This window comes from Bradyrhizobium sp. USDA 3262, assembly GCF_054060035.1.
The window spans coordinates 4,086,950-4,105,489 of the sequence record NZ_JBSSCT010000001.1 but is presented as its reverse complement, the minus strand read 5'-3'; the positions used below and the strand labels follow the sequence as shown (position 1 = coordinate 4,105,489).

Here is an 18,540-nt window from a genome sequence, read left to right as displayed (position 1 = left end):
TTCATCCGGGCTACATCGTGAGGCCTACGCCGACTTGCGCACCGCGTTGTCGACCAGCGTCTTGCCGAGCGACCAGATCGCGCCGGGCACCTTGTGGCTGCCGGCGATCACGTCGTCGAACGACTTCTCGATCCAGGTGCAGTCCTCTTCGGTGATCGTGAGCGGCGGCAGCAGCTTGATGGTGTGGAGGCCGTGGCCGGCGACCTGGGTCAGGATCTTGTGATCCTTGAACAGCGGCACCGTGATCAGCTGGCAGAACAGGCCCTTGTTGGCGGTCTCCAGCAGATTCCACGACGCCTTGAGCCGCAGCGATTTCGGCGGACCGAACTCGACGCCGATCATCAGGCCCTTGCCGCGCACTTCCTTCATCAGTTCATAGCCGGGCACCATGCGCGTCAGCGCTAGACGGAGCTCGGCGCCGCGTTTGGCGGCGTTCTCGACGAGCTTCTCGGCCTTGATGACGTCGAGCGTGGCGATGCCGGCGGCCATCGCAAGATCGTTCTTGGCGAAGGTCGAGCCGTGCACGACCGCGCGATCCATCTGGTTGAAGATCTTGTCGAAGATGTTCTTGCGCGTCAGCAGCGCGCCGATCGGCACGTGACCGCCGGACAGCGCCTTCGCCAGCAGCACCATGTCGGGCTCGATGCCCCAATGCTCGATCGCGAGGAATTTTCCGGTGCGGCCGATGCCGGTCTGGATCTCGTCGGCGATGAACAGCGTGCCGTATTTGCGGCACAGCGCCAGCGCGCCGGGCAGGAACTCGTCGGTGGGCATGTTGACGCCCTTGCCCTGGATCGGTTCGACGATGAAGGCGCCGACCTGGCGCGACGACAGCGCCTTCTCCAGCGCCTCGAGATCGTTGAAGGGAATCGGGGTGCAGCCCGGCAGCAGCGGCTCGAATCCGCCGCGGAAATTCGAATCATCCGTCAGCGACAGCGCGCCGTAGGACAGGCCGTGGAACGAATGCCCGCAATAGACGATACCGGGGCGACCGGTCGCGCCGCGCGCGAACTTGATCGCAGCTTCGACGGTTTCGGCGCCGGAATTGGCGAAAAACACCTTGTCCAGATATGGAACATGTTCCAGAAGCCGTTCCGCGAGCACGCCGGCGAGCGTCGAGACATCGAGCTGCACGAGATTGGGCAGATCGGCGTCGAGCACGCTCTTCAGCGCCTGGCGCAGGGCCGGATGATTGCGGCCAATCGCAAAAACGCCAAATCCGCTCAATAGATCAAGGTAACGAGCCCCATGACGATCGAAGAGGTATTGGCCTTGCCCCTTCTGGAAGCCGACGTCGTAGCCGATGGTCTTGAGAACGCGAACGAGCTGCTCGTTGAGGTGACGCGTGTGCATGGCACCGCGCTGCCCCTCGCGCTCCACAAAAATCTCGGAAACGTCTAAATTGGAACTTACCATTCGTTACATACGTCGGTTGATGGCCATCTCGTCAACTTAAAACGCTCGCTAGCGGCGTTTTGACCCCCGCTCGGATCGTCCAGTTAAGCACAGGTTTGGACCATGTTGCACTGCCCAAGAACTTTCGCGCGTACAATAGCCTTTTCAGGTTTATTTTTGGCCACCGTATTATCACCGGCACTTGCAGCGGACCCGACCGGCGACTGGAAGGTCGCTGACGGTGTCGCCACCATCCGCGTCGCCCAGTGTAATGGCAACATGTGGGGTGCGGTGTCCTGGGAAAAAACCCCGGGCGGCAAGGATAAGAACAATCCTGATTCTGCAAAGCAGAGCAGGCCGACGCTCGGCATGCCGATCCTGATCGACATGAAGAAGAAGGCCGGCGCCGATGCGTGGGAAGGTCAGGTCTACAACGCCAAGGACGGCCAGCTCTACAGCTCGACCATCAAGCCCGTCGGCACCGATCAGCTCGAGATCCAGGGCTGCGTGCTCGGCTTCCTGTGTGGCGGCGAGACCTGGACCCGCGTCGGTCCGCCGATTCCGGTGAGCGCCGCCGGCAACCCGGCGGCGAAGGGCACCCAGCCCAAGTCAACAGCACCGCAGAAAACCACCGGCGCCGTGGCGCCGGCCACCAAGCCGGGTCAAAAGCAGGTCCCGGGCAACGCCAATGCGCAGGCTGACGCCGTGGGCGATATCTGCCTGCTTCCGGACATCGCGCGACCGACGCATTAGCGGAAGCCTGCGGGGAACACCGTCCGCTGACATCGCGGCTCGGCGGCGCCTGCCGCCAAGCCGGTCCGACAGCGAACCGCCAGCGCGTCAGGTGACGTCGTTGGCGATATCCTCCTCCTTGACCTCGCGCGGCTTGCCCATCAGCGCCGGCTGGAACAGCAACACCGCCGCGAGCGTGGTGACGAGCGAGAGCGCCAGCAGCTTGCCCATGCTCGCGGTGCCGGGATGGCTGGACAGCCACAGGCTGCCGAACGCGGTCGCCGTGGTCAGCGCGCTGAAAAAGATCGCGCGTGTCAGGCTCGACTGCAGCAGATTCGTCCTGCCCTGGCGCCACGCCGTGACATAGTAGATCTTGAACGCCACACCGACGCCGAGCAGCAGCGGCAGCGCGACGATGTTGGCGAAGTTGAGCGGCAGCCCGATCAAGACGCAGATCTCAAGCGTGACGATGCCGGCGACCAGAAGCGGCACCAGCGTCATCAGCACGTCGACGACGCGGCGCAGCGTGAGCCACAGCAGCAGACCGATCGTGACCAGCGCCAGGATGCCGGCGTGGATGAACGCCTTCACGATGACGTCGCCCGACTTCAGGATCGAGACCGGCCCGCCGATCGCGGTCGGCTCGGCGGCGAGCACGGCGTCGGCAAAGCGGCGGAGATTGTCGTTGTCGTTCGGATCGCCCTTCGGCTCCACCTCGACACGCATCAGGCCGTCCTTGGTCTTCCAGCTGTCGACGAGTTCCGGCGGCAGACTCTGCAGCGTGACGGTCTGGGCCTGCAGCGTATTGCGGAGCTGATCGAACACGATCTTCATCGGCGCGACGAAGACGTCCTGCGCCTTGTCGCGGGTCGCCTGGTTCGAACCGGCGAGCTTCTGCAGGGCGTCGGCGAGCCGGCGCGCGGCCACCGCGCCCGGCCCCTTGCCGTCGCCCGCGGTCTTGCGCAGGCTGTCGACCGAGCTCTTCAGCGACTCGACATTCTCCTGATCCGACGGCGCCGGATCGACCGAATCCGGATTGAGCGCGGGACCGAGCGTCTTGGCCGCCTGCGCGATCAGCTTCAGCTTGGCCGGCTGGTCGTCGGGCACGAAGCTGTCGAGCGACATCACGCGCGACACCTCCGGCAGCTTCTCGAGCTTGGCCTCGATCTTCTTGGCGTCGGCTTCCGAGCGCGTCATCACGTTGATGGCGTTGGCGCCGGTGTTCGGATCCTTCCGCAGGTCGAGGAAGGTCGCGATCGATTCCACCTTGGAATTGCGCAGATTGATCGGGTTGAAGTCGAACTTCATGTAGTGGAGCAGCGGCAGGCCCGCGACCGTGACCAGCAGCGTGCCGACGATGATCGGAACGCGATGCTTCTCCAGGAAGAGATCGAGCGGCGCCAGGAAGGCGTAGCCGACCGGCTCCTTCTCGCCGGGCGGATTGAGCAGATCGAGCAGCGCCGGCAGCACGGTGATGCTGGTGACGAACGCCACCAGCATGCCGGCGCCGGCGATCTTGCCGAGCTCCGAGATGCCCTTGTAGTCAGTCGGCAGGAAGCAGAGGAAACCGGCGGCGGTTGCCATCGCAGCGAGCGACAGCGGCACCGCGGAGCGGCGCGCCGCGTTTTCCAGCGCCAGCGTCAGATTGTCGTTCTTGAAGCGCTCGGAGCGGTAGCGAACGCTGAACTGGATGCCGAAGTCGACCCCGAGGCCGATGAACAGCACGGCGAAGGCGATCGAGAGCAGGTTCAGCGAGCCGACCATCATCAGGCCGACCGCCGTGGTGATGGCAAGCCCGATGAACAGGTTCACGAACACGGCGAAGATGATCTTGCTGGAATGCAGCGCCATCCAGAGGATGACCAGCACGATCACCACGGTGCCGATGCCGTTGGTGATCGCGCCGTCCTGCACGGTAGCGTATTCCTCGTTGGCGATCGGCACGGGTCCGGTCAGGCGAACGCGCGCGTGATATTCGGTCGGAAATTTCAGATCGGCCGCCGCCTGGCGGATCGCGTCGGTCGCGCCCTTGCCCGGCTCCAGCGCCGAATAGTCGATGATCGGCTTGATCTCGATGAAGGCGCGCTTGTCCGAATCGGTCAGCGGCTTGTCGCTGGTGAGCTCGCGCCAGGAGAAGGTCGCGTTGCCCTTGGCGAGGACGGTCTCGACCGTCTCGGAGATCAGGTTGAAGGGCGGCGCCGTATTGTCGAGCTTGACCTGCCCGCGCTTGACGCCGGCAAGGCCGGTCTCGAGCGCGCCGGTCAATCCGCGAATCGAGGGATCGCCGGCCATGATCTCGATCAACGGTGCGGCCGCTTCGAGCTGGCCCGCGACCTTGCCGACCTCTTCGGTCGGCAGGAACAAGAGGCCGTTCTTCTCGAAGAATTCGCCGGAGCCGAGCGCGGTGATCGCTTCGAAGTTCTTCTTGTCGGCCTGCAGCTTCGCGGTGAGCGCCTTCGCGGCCGAGCTGGTCAGCTCGGGCGTCGCTGCCTCGACCACCGCCAGGATCAGCCGCTCGCGATCAAACGCTTCCTCGAACTGGTTGTCGCGCTTGCGCCAATCCAGATCCGGCGAGATCAGCTTGTTGATGTCGGTGTTGATCGAGAAGTTGCGGGCCGTGTAGAAGCCGGCGCCGATCGACAGCAACACAGAGATAATCACAACCGGAAGGGCAAAACGCGTACAGGTCCTAACAACGGAGACGACAATATTTGTCAGCACTTCGTTTCTTTCTAATCTCGGGGAAGCATGGCCGAAAACGCCCGCTCTGTAGCGGAGTTCCCGGGACCGATCTAATGTTGTTTTGGTTATCTTCCTCGACGGGACGGCGAGGAGGTTCCAAAGCACAGGAACGGCCACGAATGGCCGGTATAAACCGCATGAGTGGGCGATAAAGTGACGAACAAGTGAGGGAGACGGACGGTCGCAGGAGGCAAAACCAACACTATATTACCTCCAATGCCCCCTCCTTCGTGATCCAGCCCCACTCGAAACGCTACCTTTTTGCCACAAATCCCTGTATTTCCATGCGCTTGGGGCACAGATCCCTTCCAGGAACTGTGATGGCGCGGACGTTGCAACTGACGTTGCGAGGTCCGACGTGTGGAGTGCGTTGCCGAAAAGGCCGCAGGGCATTGAACGAGATTGGTGCAATTTGCGTAACGGACGTCCGATGGAAGTGTTTCTTGCTCAGCCGCGCGGCTTTTGCGCGGGCGTCGTGCGCGCGATCGAGATCGTCGAACGCGCGCTCGAGAAGTATGGCCCGCCGGTCTATGTCCGCCACGAGATCGTGCATAACAAACACGTCGTCGAGAGCCTGAAGAAGAAGGGCGCGATCTTCGTCGAGGACCTCTCCGAAGTGCCGGCCAAGGCGGTGACCGTCTTCAGCGCCCATGGCGTTGCCAGGAGCGTCGAGGAGGAGGCGGAAGCCCGCGACCTGCCGGTACTCAATGCCACCTGCCCGCTCGTCACCAAGGTCCACAACCAGGGCAAGCGTTACATCTCGAAGGGCCGCGCCCTGATCCTGATCGGGCACGCCGGCCACCCCGAGGTCGAGGGAACCATGGGACAGGTTCCGGGGCCGGTTCTGCTGGTCCAGAGCGTCCAGGATGTGGCGGAACTGAGGCTGCCGAGCGATGCGCCGGTCGCCTACATCACCCAAACCACCCTGTCCGTGGACGACACCAGGGACATTATCGCGGCCCTTGAGGCAAAATTTACAGATATTCAAGGCCCGGACATCAGGGATATCTGCTATGCGACACAGAACCGCCAATCTGCGGTAAGGGACCTGAGCAAACTGGTGGACGTCATTTTGGTGGTGGGGGCCGCCAACAGTTCCAACTCGAACAGGCTTCGTGAAATCGGCACCGAGGTCGGCGTCGCGAGTTATCTCATTGCCGATGGGAGCGAACTCAATCCGGATTGGCTCAAGGATGCGAAGGCCGTCGGCATTACGGCGGGCGCTTCTGCGCCCGAAGTTTTGGTCGACGATGTGATCGAGGCCCTGCGCCGCATCGGACCTCTGTCGGTCTCGGTCGTTCCGGGCCGAGAAGAGAATATCGAATTCCGGCTGCCAGCCGAACTGACTGCGGGCTGATCTGAACCCACATCCCTTTGATAAGTGCAGAAAGAAATCGTCTAATGGCTATACCGTTCTTCAAGGAAATGCGTATCGGCGGTTATCTGATCAAGCAGAAGCTGCTTGGCCGCAAACGCTATCCGCTCGTGCTGATGCTGGAACCCTTGTTCCGTTGCAACCTCGCCTGCGTCGGCTGCGGCAAGATCGACTATCCCGATGCGATCCTCAATCGCCGCATGACGGCGCAGGAATGCTGGGATGCGGCCGATGAATGCGGCGCGCCGATGGTGGCGATTCCCGGCGGCGAGCCGCTGATCCACAAGGAGATCGGCGAGATCGTGCGCGGCCTCGTGGCGCGCAAGAAGTTCGTCTCGCTGTGCACCAATGCGCTGCTACTCGAGAAGAAGCTCGATCTGTTCGAGCCGTCGCCCTATTTGTTCTTCTCGGTGCATCTCGACGGCCTGAAGGATCACCACGACAAGGCGGTGTCGCAGAAGGGCGTGTTCGATCGCGCCGTCTCGGCGATCAAGGCGGCGAAGGCGCGCGGCTTCACGGTCAACGTCAACGCCACCATCTTCGACGGCCATCCGGCCGAGGAGATCGCCAAGTTCCTCGACTTCACCACCGAGCTCGGCGTCGGCGTCTCGATGTCGCCGGGTTACGCCTATGAGCGTGCGCCCGACCAGGAGCACTTCCTCAACCGCACCAAGACCAAGAAGCTGTTCCGCGACGTCTTTGCGCTCGGCAAGGGCAAGAAGTGGAACTTCATGCATTCCGGACTGTTCCTCGACTTCCTTGCCGGCAACCAGGAATACGAGTGCACGCCCTGGGGCATGCCGGCGCGCAACATCTTCGGCTGGCAGAAGCCCTGCTATCTGCTCGGTGAAGGCTACGCCAAGACCTTCAAGGAGCTGATGGACACCACCGACTGGGAGACCTACGGCACCGGCAAGTACGAGAAGTGCGCCGACTGTATGGCCCATTGCGGCTACGAGCCGACCGCGGCCACCGCTGCGATCAACAATCCGCTGAAGGCGATGTGGGTCGCGCTGCGCGGCATCAAGACCACGGGCCCGATGGCGCCCGAGATCGACATGTCGAAGCAGCGTCCGGCGCAGTACATCTTCGCCGAACAGGTGCAGAAGAAGCTCTCGGAGATCCGCCGCGACGAGGCTGCGGCCGCCGCCGCCAAGCAGCAAGCGAAGGCCTCGACCGCCGCCTGAAGCTCGATGTGAGCGAAAGCAGAAACATGAAAGCCCCGGTTCAGCGAACCGGGGCTTTTTCTTGGATCAGGATGCCGCCTGCTCTTCCAGTCTCGTGCGCTGAAGCAATTTCTCGATCTCGGCGGCGCGCGGCGGACTGAGTGTGCCACGCTCGATCCCGAGCGGGACATTGCGCAAAGCGAGTTCGCGATACAGCGCGCCGGATGGAGGAAAGCGCTCATCCAGCGCCCGGAGGTGCTTGAGGATCGTTCCGACGTCGCCGCGCGCCACGCAGCCGCCCATGCCATTGGCCAGTCCGCCGTCGAGAACAGCCGCGACCGTCCCGCGCAGCAGCGGCATCATCGCGCGCAACGCGTCGGCCTCACTGGCGCCAAAGCTCTTCCAGAACTCGACGCCTTCCTTGAGCAGCGCGATCAGGAACGGACCGACGTAATATGCCGACGCATGATAGAGCGCCCGCGCACCGGCCGGCAGCGCCAGCGGTTCGCACCCGATCCGGATCGCAAGCAATTCCAGGTCGCGCCCGAAGTCGCCCTCTGCCTCGATGCCGACGGTGCATCCGCGCAATCCCTCGAGCGCGACGTCGGGATTGGCAAACATCTGCATCGGATGAAATCCGCCGGTCGCGGCGCCTGCGGATTTCGCATGATCGAGCGCGGCCAGTTCGGTCGCGCCGCTGCAATGAACCACGCGGTGACGCGGCTCCCAGCGCAAATCGCGGCACACCGGCAGAATCGCGTCGTCGCTTACGGTGAGGAAAACCATGTCGCAGCTGTCGACGACATGCTGCGCGTCGGTCATCGGCCGCGCCGACGGGATGCGGGATCCGAGCCGCTGCGCGGCATCGGCACCGCGGTTGTAGAACGCCGCGACGTTCAGCCCCGCGCGGGCGAAGGCCGGCGCGAGCGTTTGCGCCACGCGGCCGGCGCCGATGAAGCCGATCCGCAACGCCGCCAGCGCCGTGCTCATTGCGCATAGCTCCCGTCGATGCGGTCGAGCCTGCGCCGCAGCGCCGGCCATTCCAGCAGGCCGTAACCGGCCTGCAGATTTTGCGCCGCTTCATTCAGCACCGGATTGGTGTCGCGCTCATTGTCCAGCGTGATCTCGGTGCCGGCAAAGCAGGTCACCGTGTTGCCGATCGCCATCTCGGTCGGCGCATGCAGCGGCCGGCCGCAGCCGAGCGCGTCGACCTGGATCCGACAGGCCTGCTCAAGCCAGTAGATCGCATTGAACGCCTGCGGAATCGTGTTGCCGCAAACCAGGAGGCCATGATTGCGCAACACCAGCACATTGTTGCGGCCGAGATCGGCGACAACCCGGTCGCATTCGTCGCGATCGATCGCCGGCCCCTCGAAATCGTGATAGCCGATCCGTCCGTGAAACCGCATCGCCGTCTGCGACAACGGCAGCAACCCCTCGGCAAGCGTGCTGACCGCGGTGCCGGCTCTGGTGTGAGTATGCAGGACGCAGTTCACGTCGGGCCGCGCGCGATGGATCGGGGCATGCAGATAGAAACCGGCGACGTTGACGTTGTAGCCGTGGTCGGGCTGCAGCAGGGTGCGGCCCTCGATGTCGATCTTGACGAGGCTCGACGCGGTGATTTCCTCGTAGAGCATGCCATAGGGATTGATCAGGTATTGATCGTGATGCCCCGGAACCTGTGCACTGATATGGTTGTAGATCAGGTCGGTCATTCCGTAGAGCGCGACCAGGCGGTAGCACGCCGCAAGATCGACGCGGGTCGCCCACTCCTGTTCTCCCACGACGGCCCTGATATCGTTGACGGCACAAACTTCGATCTGACGCATGTTACGGGGGCCCTTGGTGTCGGATGACGGAGGCGCGCTCGACGATACGGCTGAGGTCTTCCGATGATGGAAGCCCGCCGAATACATGCATCCCGTCCGCGCCAAGCCTGGATTTCACGAACAGATCGGCGGCAGCGGCGTCGCCATGCCGCAGCATCTCGGCAGCCTGCAACGCGTGTGCCATGCGGGTGACGAGCGCCCGCGCGTGCCCGTCGTCCGGATATTTTGCACGCAATCGATCGGCGAGATCGTCCGTGCTTCGGTCATAGACCGGATTGAGGCCCCTGCTCGCACGCAACTCGTCGACGAATGCGTCCCGGCAATTCGCATCGCGTTGCATGGCCCGCAAAACGTCCATGCACATCATGTTCGAGGTGCCTTCCCAGATCGAATTCAGCGGCGCTTCGCGATACAGCCGCGCCATCGGATTCTCCATGATGAAGCCGTTGCCGCCGTGCACCTGCAGGCATTCGTAGGTGAAGGCCGGCGCGCGCTGGCAATTCCAGAACTTCATCACGGGCGTCGCGACCCGCGCCAGCAATCGCTCGTGTTCGCTTGCTTGCAGGCCGTCGGTCGCACGTGCGACCCGAAATGCGCCGAGCATCGCCGCCTCGCTCTCGAGCGCGAGGTCGGCGAGCACGTTGCGCTGCATCGGGAGCTCGGACATCGGCTTGCCGAACGCGGTTCGCGTTTGCGCGTGGTTGAGGGCGAGGCTCAGCGCCTGGCGCATCAGCCCGGCGGAGCCGACCGCGAAATCCAGTCGCGTCAGATGGCCATGCGAAAGGATTTCCGCGATGCCGCGGCCCTCTTCGCCAACCAGGATCGACCACGTATCGTGGTACTCGATCTCGCTTGACGCGTTCGAGCGGTTACCGCACTTGTCCTTCAAGCGCTGAATGTGGATACGGTTGGCGCTGCCGTCGGGCAACAGGCGTGGCACGAACAGGCAACTGACGCCGGACTGGGTGCGCGCCAGCGTGTAGAATCCGTCGGCCACCGGCACCGAGAAGAACCATTTGTGGCCGGTGATCGCATAGATCTCGCCATGCGCGCCGCGCTCGACGAAGCGCGCGGTGGTCTGGGTCTCGCGCAGATCGGAGCCGCCCTGCTTTTCGGTCATGGCGTAACCGATGACCGCGGCGCGCTTGGCCTCGATCGGAAGCCGCCGCGGATCGTAGTCCGCCGCCAGCGTTCGCTCACGCCACAGATCGAATTGCGGCTTGCCGGAGAACCCGGCGATCGCGGCGTACGCCATCCCGGTGGGGCAGCCGACGCCGTTCTCGATCTGATTCCAGAGATAGCTCAGCGCCGCACGCGCCAGATGGCCGTGTGGTTCGCGCGTCGACCAGGCGAGGCTATGCACCTCGCTCCGGAACGCCAGCGCCATCAATTGATGCCAGGCAGGATGATATTCGACCCAATCATTGCGGTTGCCATACCGGTCATGGGTCAAGAGCTTCGGTTCGTGCTCGTTGGCCAGCCGTGCCGCCTCCTGCACGGATTCGCTGCCGGCATGGGCGCCGAGCGCTGAAAGCTTGTCTTTCGCCCACGGCGCGATCGATACGATCAGGCCACTCAGCGCGCGGTCGTCATCGAATGCATTGAAGCCGAGCACCGGCCGCGCGCCTGATTGCGCACTTCATGGGTCGCAAACGGAGCGGCTTTCGCTTCAGCGACGGCAACCGGCTGGACGCGCGCGTTTATGCGGAGACTCGCGATACAGGGATGAGTTCAGGCGTGGCGTGGCGAAACAGCATGCGCGCGGAAAGCCCTGCGATCGACTGTGCGATCGCCTTCGCCGCGTCGGAATCGGGGGCCGCTTCGGGCGCAAGGGGACCAACCAGCGCCTCCATGAAGGCGCCGGTCACGCAGGATGCCGCGACGTTCGCGTCGATCTCGACGAACTCACCGCCGGCGATACCGCGCCGAACCAGCCTTGCGATCTGATCGGCCAGGGCCGCCCGGTATTTCAGGCGCGCCGCGTCGATCTCGGGTTCACAGGGTTCGGCGATCAATGCGTAGGCCAGGCGGCGGCCGCGCATCGCTCTGACCGAGAAGGTGTAGATCGCGTCCACCAGACATTGGGACGCCGAGCCTTCCGCCTCGACGATCGCGGCGACCACAGCCACCTCGCGCTCAGACACCAGGCCGAGCACCTGCGCGTACAGGTCCGCCTTGGAGTCGAAGTAGCGATACACGCTGCCCGTGGCCACGCCGGCCCGTGAGGCGATCAGGGCGATCTGGGCGTCCTTCCAGCCACTCAGCGCCACGGCCTCCCTGGCGGCATCGAGAATGCGCGCTTTGGTTTCGACCAGTTGGTTGAGGCGAACGGCGGCGATTGCCATAGTGAACCTTAATTCATGAACAAAGGATCATGCTTCATTTTTGGACGGATCGCCGTGGCTGTCAAGTATATCGACCCGCCCTGCGACCGCAGGACCGTTCCGTGGGCGCCGGCACGCTGCCGGAAGGTCGTTAGAGGCTGCGGCGCGACGCAGGGGCGCGAGGAACAGGGATGCGGGGGTCTTACCGCATAGCCGACGCGCACGTCGCCGCTGGGCACGTGGAACCGGAACAGCGTGGCATCAAGCAAAACCTTCGGGCATCAAAGCAAAAGGCCCGATCGCGATGCGACCGGGCCTGTGAGTTGAGCTTGATGCGGCGAGAAACCCGGTCCCGGACCGGCGCAGCGGATCAGGCCGCCTTCGCTGTGATCAGAACGTCTTCCACCGGCATCAACACCTCGTTGCCGAGCAGGAAGCCGCGGCAGCTGCGCAGCGAGCGCAGCGCGCGGTTAAAGTCGATACCGGTCGACACCAGCGCGCGCAGCGTCCGTGGATTGCGGGCGATGCCGCGCAGCACCTTGCGCAGGTCGATGTCGCCGTTCGGCTTCACCGCGGACTTCGCAAGTTCCGGTAGCGCCCGGTGCGCGGGATCGCTGATTACGCGCAGCGCGGCGAACGGAATGCCGGCTTTGGCGGCATAGGCCGCCGCGATATGGCTCTCCATGTCGACCGCTGCTGCGCCCGTCATCGAGCGCAGAGCGCCTAAAGCGCGGGATCCGTGGATTGCGGGCGATGCCGCGCAGCACCTTGCGCAGGTCGATGTCGCCGTTCGGCTTCACCGCGGACTTCGCAAGTTCCGGTAGCGCCCGGTGCGCGGGATCGCTGATTACGCGCAGCGCGGCGAACGGAATGCCGGCTTTGGCGGCATAGGCCGCCGCGATATGGCTCTCCATGTCGACCGCTGCTGCGCCCGTCATCGAGCGCAGAGCGGCCTTGCAGGCCTTCGCCGCGATCACCTCTTCCACGCCGGCGAGACCGCCGCGGACGATCCTGCGGCGCTTCAGCGCGGCGCTGGCGATCATCTCTTCGTTCAGCGCGGATGCGGCCAGGAAGCGGGTATCGCCCGACATCACCTCGGTCGCGACCACGACGTCGCCGGACTTGAGCGACGGGTCGAGCCCGCCGGCCACGCCGAACGAAATCACGCCACGGAAGGTGGTCGGATCCAGCGTCGCCAGCAACTCACGCAGCTGCTGCGGATCGCTCGAACTGCAGATTACGATCATGCCGGGGCCTGCCGCGATGCGGGCCTCCTGCACCAATCCAGTCACAATCAATACCGGCCGAGGATCAATTCTACTGCCCACGGTCTCGGCGGCCCCCGCCTCAACAATCACATCCCGACCCCTACCACCCTGCTATTGGTGCTTCTCAAATTTCGATACCGCGCCAGCGCCCAGAGCGGAAAGAACTTCGAGTAGCCATGATATCGCAAGTAAAATACCCGCGGAAACCCCGTAGCTGTGTATCGCTGCTCGTCCCACAGCCCTTTTTCCGTCTGTGTTGCCTTTAGGTACTCCACCCCCCGCGCAACAGCGGGATTTTCAACCTCTCCGGCCGCCATCAATCCAAGCAAAGCCCATGCCGTTTGCGAGGAGGTCGAAGGCGCAATTTCATAACCCTTGTAATCCAGCCGGTAACTGACGGCGTCCTCGCCCCAGCCGCCGTCCTGATTCTGGACTGACACCAGCCAGTCGACCGCTTTCCGAATCATCGGGTCGTTGCGATCGACCCCTGCGACATTTAGCGCCGAGAGCACCGACCAGGTGCCGTAGATGTAGTTCAGGCCCCAGCGGCCGTACCAGGAGCCCTCGGCAAGCTGGGTGCGGCGCAGATAGGCGACGCCGTCAGCCATCGCCTTGTTGCTCTCGGCGGTCTCGCCGAGCTGGCCCAGCATCGAGATGCAGCGCGCGGTGACATCCTCGGTCGGCGGATCGAGCAATGCGCCGTGATCGGAGAACGGGATGTTGTTGAGGTAATATTCGAGGTTGTTGACGTCGAACGCGGCCCAGCCGCCGTCGCGGCTCTGCAGCCCCTCGATCCACTCGCGGCCGCGCGCGATGGCCTCGTCATATTCCCTGGTTCCGGTGTGGCGCCGCACGCGGTCCATCGCCATCACGACCACCGCGGTGTCGTCGAGATCGGGATAATGGTCGTTGTTGTACTGGAACGCCCAGCCGCCCGGGCGGACGTCCGGCGCCTTGACCGCCCAATCGCCCTTCAGCTCCAGCACCTGGCGCGGCTTCAGCCAGTCGAGGCCCTGCTTGGCCTTGGCCAGGGTGTCGTCGCCGCCCGCCTCCTGCAGCGCATGACTGGCCAGCGCGGTGTCCCACACCGGCGAGACGCAGGGCTGGCAATAGGCCTCGTGTTCGCTAATCACGAGCAGCTTGTCGATGCCGCGGCGGGTGATGGCGCGCGGCGGGAAATTCTCGTCCTTGCCGAGCGCCTCGTACATCATGACGATGTTGGCCATCGGCGGATAAATCGCGCCCATGCCGTCTTCGCCGTTCAGCCGCTCTTCAGTGAAGGCGAGCGCGGCATCGATCGCGCGCTGGCGCAGACTCTTCGGAAACATCGGCTCGATCACCCGCAGCACGGCGTCGAGCGAGCGGAACAGATAGAACCAGCTCGCGCTCTGATGCGGCGCCTTCGGCGCCATGCGGACCGATTTCGGATCCTCCAGGAACAGCTCGTCGATGCCGACGCCTTTCGGATTCTTCGCACGCGGCTTCAGCGCTGCAAGCACCATCAGCGGCACCATGGTGGTGCGCGCCCAGTAGGAGATCTTGTTGATGTGGAACGGCGACCACATCGGCAGCAGCATGATCTCGATCGGCAGCACCGGCGTCGCGCGCCAGGTCACGACGCCATAGAGCGCAAGCAGGAAGCGCGTGAACACGTTGCTGCCCGAAGCACCGCCGCGCGAACGGATCGCCTCGCGCGCCCGCACCATGTGCGGCGCGTCGACGGAATCGCCGATCATCTTCAGCGCGAAGTAGGACTTCACGCTGGCGCTCATGTCGAACGGGCCGTCATGCACCAGCGGCCAGCCGCCATGCGCGCCCTGGACGCGGCGCAGATAGTTGCCGATCTTGGCCTCCAGCCTGGCATCGATCGACTCGGCCAGATAGTGACGCAGCAGGATGTACTCGGCCGGAATGGTGCTGTCGGCCTCGAGCTCGAATATCCAGTGCCCGTCGGACTGGCGATAGCCGAGCAGCGCTTCGGTTGCCTTGGAGATGCTCTTCTCCAGCGCGACCGGGTCGACTGCAACGCTGTGATCTCTCGCAAGCATTTCGCTCGATATCCTCTTCATCGCGGGCCGGCTGATCGAAAGCCGCGGCCGCTCCAGAGCATGATCCGATTGCTTCGGATCACGTTCTTGTCCTTCTGTTTGGTCGCGTTTTCTTCACGCGAACCGGTAACCACTTCGCTCGAAAACGCGCCAACAGGTCGAATCTAACGTCTGGCCAGAACCAGATCGGCGGCGCGATCCCCCGATCGCACCGATCCCTCGATGGTTGCCGGCAACCCGGTAGCAGTCCAGTCGCCGGCAAGGAACAGGTTTTTTTGCGCCGTCGCGGGCCCCGGACGCAGGGCATTCTGTTCCGGCGTTGCCTCAAATGTGGCACGGCGCTCGCGCACGATCTGCCACGGCGGCAGGTCGCCGGAAACCCCCGACGCCTCGCAGATGTCCTGCCAGATCGCCTGCGCAAGCTCCTCGCGCGGCATGTCGACCAGGCGGTCGCCGTTGCTGATCGTCACCGATAGCCGTTGCGGGAACGCGAACAGCCACTCCACGAGGCCGCCGACCACGCCGAGAATGGGCGCGGCATCGCGCGGCGGATCGACACGGAAATGCGCGTTCACGATGGCGCGGAATTTGGTCGGGGTTTTCAGGCCGGGCAGCAGGGATGCCGCAGCGCGCGGCGGCACGGCGAGCACGACCGCATCGCCGGCTCCCAGCGCGATCTTGTCGCCATTGCCAAAGTCGAGCTCGCTGATGCGATCACCCGACATGCCGAGCGCACGCAATTCGTGACTGAACTGGACGCTGTGGCCCCCCTCCTGCAGCAGCTTCACGGCCGGCTCGATCAGGACCGAGCTCAGGCCGTCGCGCGCGATCAGCGGACGGCAGGCCTGCCCGCCAGCGAGCAGCGTCTCGCGCACGATGGCGCCGGCGAGCCCGGCCGAGCCCTCCGGCGGATCGACGTTCAGCGCGGCCAGCAGCAGCGGCTGCACCAGGCGCTCATACAGCGTGCCCTTGCAGGGAATGGTGTTACCGACCAGCGCCCCGGTGCCGGCCCAGGCCAGCGGCGCCAAGGCGAGATAGTCGCGCAGGCTAGTGTCCGGGACGCGGCGCGCCTCGTCGAACACCCACAGCGGCAGGCGGGAATCGCCGAGGTCGAGCTGCCAGCGCTGGCCGCTGGCAAGATCGACGAACGGAAACTGCGCGCGCGCGGGCCCGACGAGGCCGGCCTCGGTGCCGATCGCGCGCGCATAGCTCAGCGCATGGCGGTTGCCCGACAGCAGCAGATGGTTGCCATTGTCGATGGTGAGATTGGTGGCGGCGTCGAAATAAGAGCGGCAGCGGCCGCCGGCCTGCTGCGTCGCCTCATGGACGAACACCTTGTAGCCGCCATTGGCGAGGCGCACGGCTGCGGAGAGGCCGGAAATGCCGGCACCGATGATATGAACGGTCTTTTGCATCAGATGATCGCGTAACGAAGAAGGATGCCGATCTTGGCGGCCTTGGACACACGTACCGGCGCACGCGGGGCAGTGAAGCCGCGCGCGATCAGGAGATCGAGGATTGCGCGGTAGTATTTCGACATGATCCGCGGCGCGCGCACGGCGCGGCGCGAATTGCGCTTCATGATCTCGTCGGATTTCTGGAAATGCATCTTGGCCCGCTCGGCCAGCGGCGCGCACACCTTCGGCAGCGCGCGGTCGGCTGTGACGCGGACCGGGTCGTTATTGGTGATGCCGGCGTGCCAGAGCCATTCGCGCGGCAGATAGAGCCGGCCGAGACCGGCATCCTCGTCGATATCGCGCAGGATATTGGTGAGTTGCAGCGCGCGGCCGAGGTGGTGCGCGAGCTGGATGCCATCGTCCTCGGGCAGGCCGAATACGCGCACCGACAATCGGCCGACCGCGCTCGCGACGCGATCGCAATACAAATCGAGCGTCGCAAGATCCGGCGCGCGGATATCCTGCGGCACGTCCATTTCCATGCCGTCGACGATCGCGACGAAATCCTCGCGCTTCAGGCCGAAGGTCTTCACCGAACCGACATAGTCCTTCAGGCGCTCCGGCGGACGTCCCTCATAGAGCGCGTCGATATCGTCGCGCCACTGCTGCAGCGCGGCCAGCCGCTCCGGCCGCGGGCCGTCGGAATCGGCGATGTCGTCGACCTGCCGGCAGAAGCTGTAGATCTGGAACATCGCCTCGCGCTGAGCGTGCGGCAGGATGCGCATCGCGGCATAGAACGAGCTGCCCGACGCGGTGCTTCCGTAATTTGCGTTGGCCGCCGCCTCAGCGCTCATGCGCCTGCCGCCGTCTTGGAGACCGTACGCCGTCCGGTCGCACGCTGCGCGGTCTCGCCGGCGACGCCGCCGAGACTCTGCAGCAGCAGTTCAACCTTGCTCAGATGCACGCGCTCGCTGAGCGGATCGCGCACCTTCAGCATGTTGACGATCTTGTCGGCGAACGCCTGGATCACGGAAATCTCAAGCCCCAGCCTGAAATCCTTCACTTCGGCGGCGAGCGACTTGCTCTGGTCGAGCAGCGCTTCGGTGCGCACCGCGAGCGCCTGCAGGCATTCGAGCAGGGCCGGCTGCGACTTCGCCTCGCCGAGCATCTCGACGGTCGCGCCCGCAGCGGCCAGGGCATCGCGCGGCAAGTAGACACGGTTCAGGTTGCGGTAGTCCTTGCCGCAGTCCTGCAGATGGTTGTTGATCTGCAGCCCGGCGCAGAGCGCGTCCGACGCCGCCCAGGTCGAGGTATCCTCGCCGTGCACGTCGAGCATGAACCGCCCGACCGGCATCGCCGAGTATCGGCAATAATCGATTACATCGTCCCAATTCTCGTAACGCAGCTTGGTGACGTCGAGGCGGAACGCCACCAGCACATCGAGCGCGTGCCGCGGCGGCATGCCGCGCTCGGCGAAGGCGCGGCGCAGATTGACCGCTTCCTTCTGGGTGTCGCCATTGCCAAGCAGTTCGGCCTCCATGAGGTCGAGGTAGCGCAGCTTCTCCTCGGCGGGCAGCGTGGCGTGATCGGCGATATCGTCGGCGGTGCGGACGAAATTATAAAAGGCCAGGATCAGGGCACGATGCCGCGGATGAATGATCCACGACGCGACCGGAAAATTCTCGTCGCGGTGGGTCTTTCCGGATCGCAGGTCGCTCGCGGTGGTCATGGGAAATTTGGGCTACACTGGTCATGGCACGACGCAGGCGCGAAAGGTCAGCGCATGCGGGGGGATTTGCGAGCCCCATATAGGGGAATACGCCACCAAAACCAATGCTGTCTGTGACCACCAGCATACGAAGCCCGTGGCCGGCACGCATGCCGAGCACGGGCCTTGCGGCGATCCATGGGACCTGAAGCGGCCTTACTGGCCGTGGGTCTTCAGCACCTGGTCGCAGGCGGCGCTGATCTTGCTGCGGTTCTGCTGCAGGCAGGCGAGAATGGTGAAATCGCCCTGATCGATCACGGCGCGGCAGTGACGCTGCACGTCGCGCGTGCAGGCCTTCTGTTCATCGGGTGTCCCGCGCGTCTGCTGGGCGAAGGCGCTGGAGGAGAGCGGGATCGACAACAGGGCAAGAGCCAAGAGAAATTTACGCATCGTATTCCTTCATTTCCGACAGCAGAAAATCTGTTCCCGAAAAGCGCTTCGGCGTGGCCGGGACGGATTTTGGGGATTGCAGACGCCACGTAACGCGGCAACGGAT

The 18,540-nt window shown here is 64.3% G+C and carries 15 protein-coding genes and 1 pseudogene; 3 read left to right on the top strand and 13 right to left on the bottom strand.

Annotated features, from left to right (window positions below; translation table 11 throughout):
• Positions 1-24 precede the first annotated feature (24 nt).
• On the bottom strand, positions 25-1,416 hold the full coding sequence (hpnO, locus tag ACVWYP_RS18770; protein ID WP_304499351.1) for an aminobacteriohopanetriol synthase HpnO: 1,392 nt from the start codon (positions 1,414-1,416) through the stop codon (positions 25-27).
• A 102-nt stretch (positions 1,417-1,518) separates the two neighbouring features.
• Between hpnO and ACVWYP_RS18765 the strand changes: the two genes are divergently transcribed.
• The gene (locus ACVWYP_RS18765) at positions 1,519-2,148 is read left to right on the top strand and encodes a DUF2147 domain-containing protein (protein WP_051447710.1); all 630 of its coding nucleotides are present in this window, start codon (positions 1,519-1,521) and stop codon (positions 2,146-2,148) included.
• An 87-nt stretch (positions 2,149-2,235) separates the two neighbouring features.
• Here ACVWYP_RS18765 and hpnN read toward each other — a convergent pair whose 3' ends face one another.
• Positions 2,236-4,848, bottom strand: coding sequence for a hopanoid transporter HpnN (hpnN, locus tag ACVWYP_RS18760; protein ID WP_304499350.1), 2,613 nt, complete (start codon positions 4,846-4,848; stop codon positions 2,236-2,238).
• A gap of 451 nt (positions 4,849-5,299) precedes the next feature.
• Here hpnN and ispH point away from each other — a divergent pair, with 451 nt between their 5' ends.
• Together ispH and hpnH are read left to right on the top strand one after the other, a co-directional pair.
• The gene (gene ispH / locus ACVWYP_RS18755; RefSeq protein WP_304499349.1) at positions 5,300-6,226 is read left to right on the top strand and encodes a 4-hydroxy-3-methylbut-2-enyl diphosphate reductase; all 927 of its coding nucleotides are present in this window, start codon (positions 5,300-5,302) and stop codon (positions 6,224-6,226) included.
• 44 nt (positions 6,227-6,270) lie between these two features.
• Positions 6,271-7,431, top strand: a complete 1,161-nt coding sequence (gene hpnH / locus ACVWYP_RS18750; protein WP_304499348.1) for an adenosyl-hopene transferase HpnH — start codon at positions 6,271-6,273, stop codon at positions 7,429-7,431.
• Positions 7,432-7,497: 66 nt separating this feature from the next.
• On the opposite strand, the gene ACVWYP_RS18745 is transcribed toward hpnH, so the two are convergent.
• The 11 genes and pseudogenes from ACVWYP_RS18745 to ACVWYP_RS18695 form a co-directional block, all read right to left on the bottom strand.
• Positions 7,498-8,400, bottom strand: coding sequence for a Rossmann-like and DUF2520 domain-containing protein (locus ACVWYP_RS18745; protein ID WP_304499347.1), 903 nt, complete (start codon positions 8,398-8,400; stop codon positions 7,498-7,500).
• Positions 8,397-9,239, bottom strand: coding sequence for a class II aldolase/adducin family protein (locus ACVWYP_RS18740; protein ID WP_016845397.1), 843 nt, complete (start codon positions 9,237-9,239; stop codon positions 8,397-8,399). The genes ACVWYP_RS18745 and ACVWYP_RS18740 overlap by 4 nt, the downstream gene beginning before the upstream one ends.
• A 1-nt stretch (position 9,240) precedes the next feature.
• Positions 9,241-10,854, bottom strand: coding sequence for an acyl-CoA dehydrogenase family protein (locus ACVWYP_RS18735; protein WP_456684126.1), 1,614 nt, complete (start codon positions 10,852-10,854; stop codon positions 9,241-9,243).
• Positions 10,855-10,939: 85 nt separating this feature from the next.
• A complete protein-coding gene (locus tag ACVWYP_RS18730; RefSeq protein WP_304499345.1) occupies positions 10,940-11,584 on the bottom strand; it encodes a TetR/AcrR family transcriptional regulator in 645 nt (214 codons plus the stop codon).
• A 349-nt stretch (positions 11,585-11,933) separates the two neighbouring features.
• The gene (locus tag ACVWYP_RS18725) at positions 11,934-12,056 is read right to left on the bottom strand and encodes a hypothetical protein (protein ID WP_456684320.1); all 123 of its coding nucleotides are present in this window, start codon (positions 12,054-12,056) and stop codon (positions 11,934-11,936) included.
• 247 nt (positions 12,057-12,303) lie between these two features.
• Positions 12,304-12,921 (bottom strand): annotated as a pseudogene (locus ACVWYP_RS18720) (phosphorylase); the annotation flags it as partial.
• On the bottom strand, positions 12,918-14,879 hold the full coding sequence (gene shc, locus ACVWYP_RS18715; RefSeq protein WP_453946093.1) for a squalene--hopene cyclase: 1,962 nt from the start codon (positions 14,877-14,879) through the stop codon (positions 12,918-12,920). The gene shc and the pseudogene ACVWYP_RS18720, both read right to left, overlap by 4 nt.
• Positions 14,880-15,043: 164 nt before the next feature.
• Complete coding sequence (hpnE, locus tag ACVWYP_RS18710; protein WP_304499344.1) at positions 15,044-16,294, bottom strand: hydroxysqualene dehydroxylase HpnE; 1,251 nt, start codon at positions 16,292-16,294, stop codon at positions 15,044-15,046.
• Complete coding sequence (gene hpnD / locus ACVWYP_RS18705) at positions 16,294-17,130, bottom strand: presqualene diphosphate synthase HpnD (RefSeq protein ID WP_304499343.1); 837 nt, start codon at positions 17,128-17,130, stop codon at positions 16,294-16,296. The genes hpnE and hpnD overlap by 1 nt, the downstream gene beginning before the upstream one ends.
• Positions 17,127-18,005: a squalene synthase HpnC gene (gene hpnC, locus ACVWYP_RS18700; RefSeq protein WP_304499342.1), complete on the bottom strand. Its 879-nt coding sequence runs from the start codon at positions 18,003-18,005 to the stop codon at positions 17,127-17,129. Before hpnC ends, hpnD begins: the two co-directional genes overlap by 4 nt.
• 195 nt (positions 18,006-18,200) lie before the next feature.
• On the bottom strand, positions 18,201-18,434 hold the full coding sequence (locus tag ACVWYP_RS18695) for a hypothetical protein (protein ID WP_028331722.1): 234 nt from the start codon (positions 18,432-18,434) through the stop codon (positions 18,201-18,203).
• Positions 18,435-18,540: the final 106 nt, after the last annotated feature.

Coding starts and splice junctions, on each gene's coding strand:
- hpnO (WP_304499351.1), bottom strand. CDS start 1,416: ATGGTAAGTTCCAATTTAGACGTTTCCGAGATTTTTGTGGAGCGCGAG.
- ACVWYP_RS18765 (WP_051447710.1), top strand. CDS start 1,519: ATGTTGCACTGCCCAAGAACTTTCGCGCGTACAATAGCCTTTTCAGGT.
- ispH (WP_304499349.1), top strand. CDS start 5,300: ATGGAAGTGTTTCTTGCTCAGCCGCGCGGCTTTTGCGCGGGCGTCGTG.
- hpnH (WP_304499348.1), top strand. CDS start 6,271: ATGGCTATACCGTTCTTCAAGGAAATGCGTATCGGCGGTTATCTGATC.
- ACVWYP_RS18745 (WP_304499347.1), bottom strand. CDS start 8,400: ATGAGCACGGCGCTGGCGGCGTTGCGGATCGGCTTCATCGGCGCCGGC.
- ACVWYP_RS18740 (WP_016845397.1), bottom strand. CDS start 9,239: ATGCGTCAGATCGAAGTTTGTGCCGTCAACGATATCAGGGCCGTCGTG.
- ACVWYP_RS18730 (WP_304499345.1), bottom strand. CDS start 11,584: ATGGCAATCGCCGCCGTTCGCCTCAACCAACTGGTCGAAACCAAAGCG.
- shc (WP_453946093.1), bottom strand. CDS start 14,879: ATGCTTGCGAGAGATCACAGCGTTGCAGTCGACCCGGTCGCGCTGGAG.
- hpnE (WP_304499344.1), bottom strand. CDS start 16,294: ATGCAAAAGACCGTTCATATCATCGGTGCCGGCATTTCCGGCCTCTCC.
- hpnD (WP_304499343.1), bottom strand. CDS start 17,130: ATGAGCGCTGAGGCGGCGGCCAACGCAAATTACGGAAGCACCGCGTCG.
- hpnC (WP_304499342.1), bottom strand. CDS start 18,005: ATGACCACCGCGAGCGACCTGCGATCCGGAAAGACCCACCGCGACGAG.
- ACVWYP_RS18695 (WP_028331722.1), bottom strand. CDS start 18,434: ATGCGTAAATTTCTCTTGGCTCTTGCCCTGTTGTCGATCCCGCTCTCC.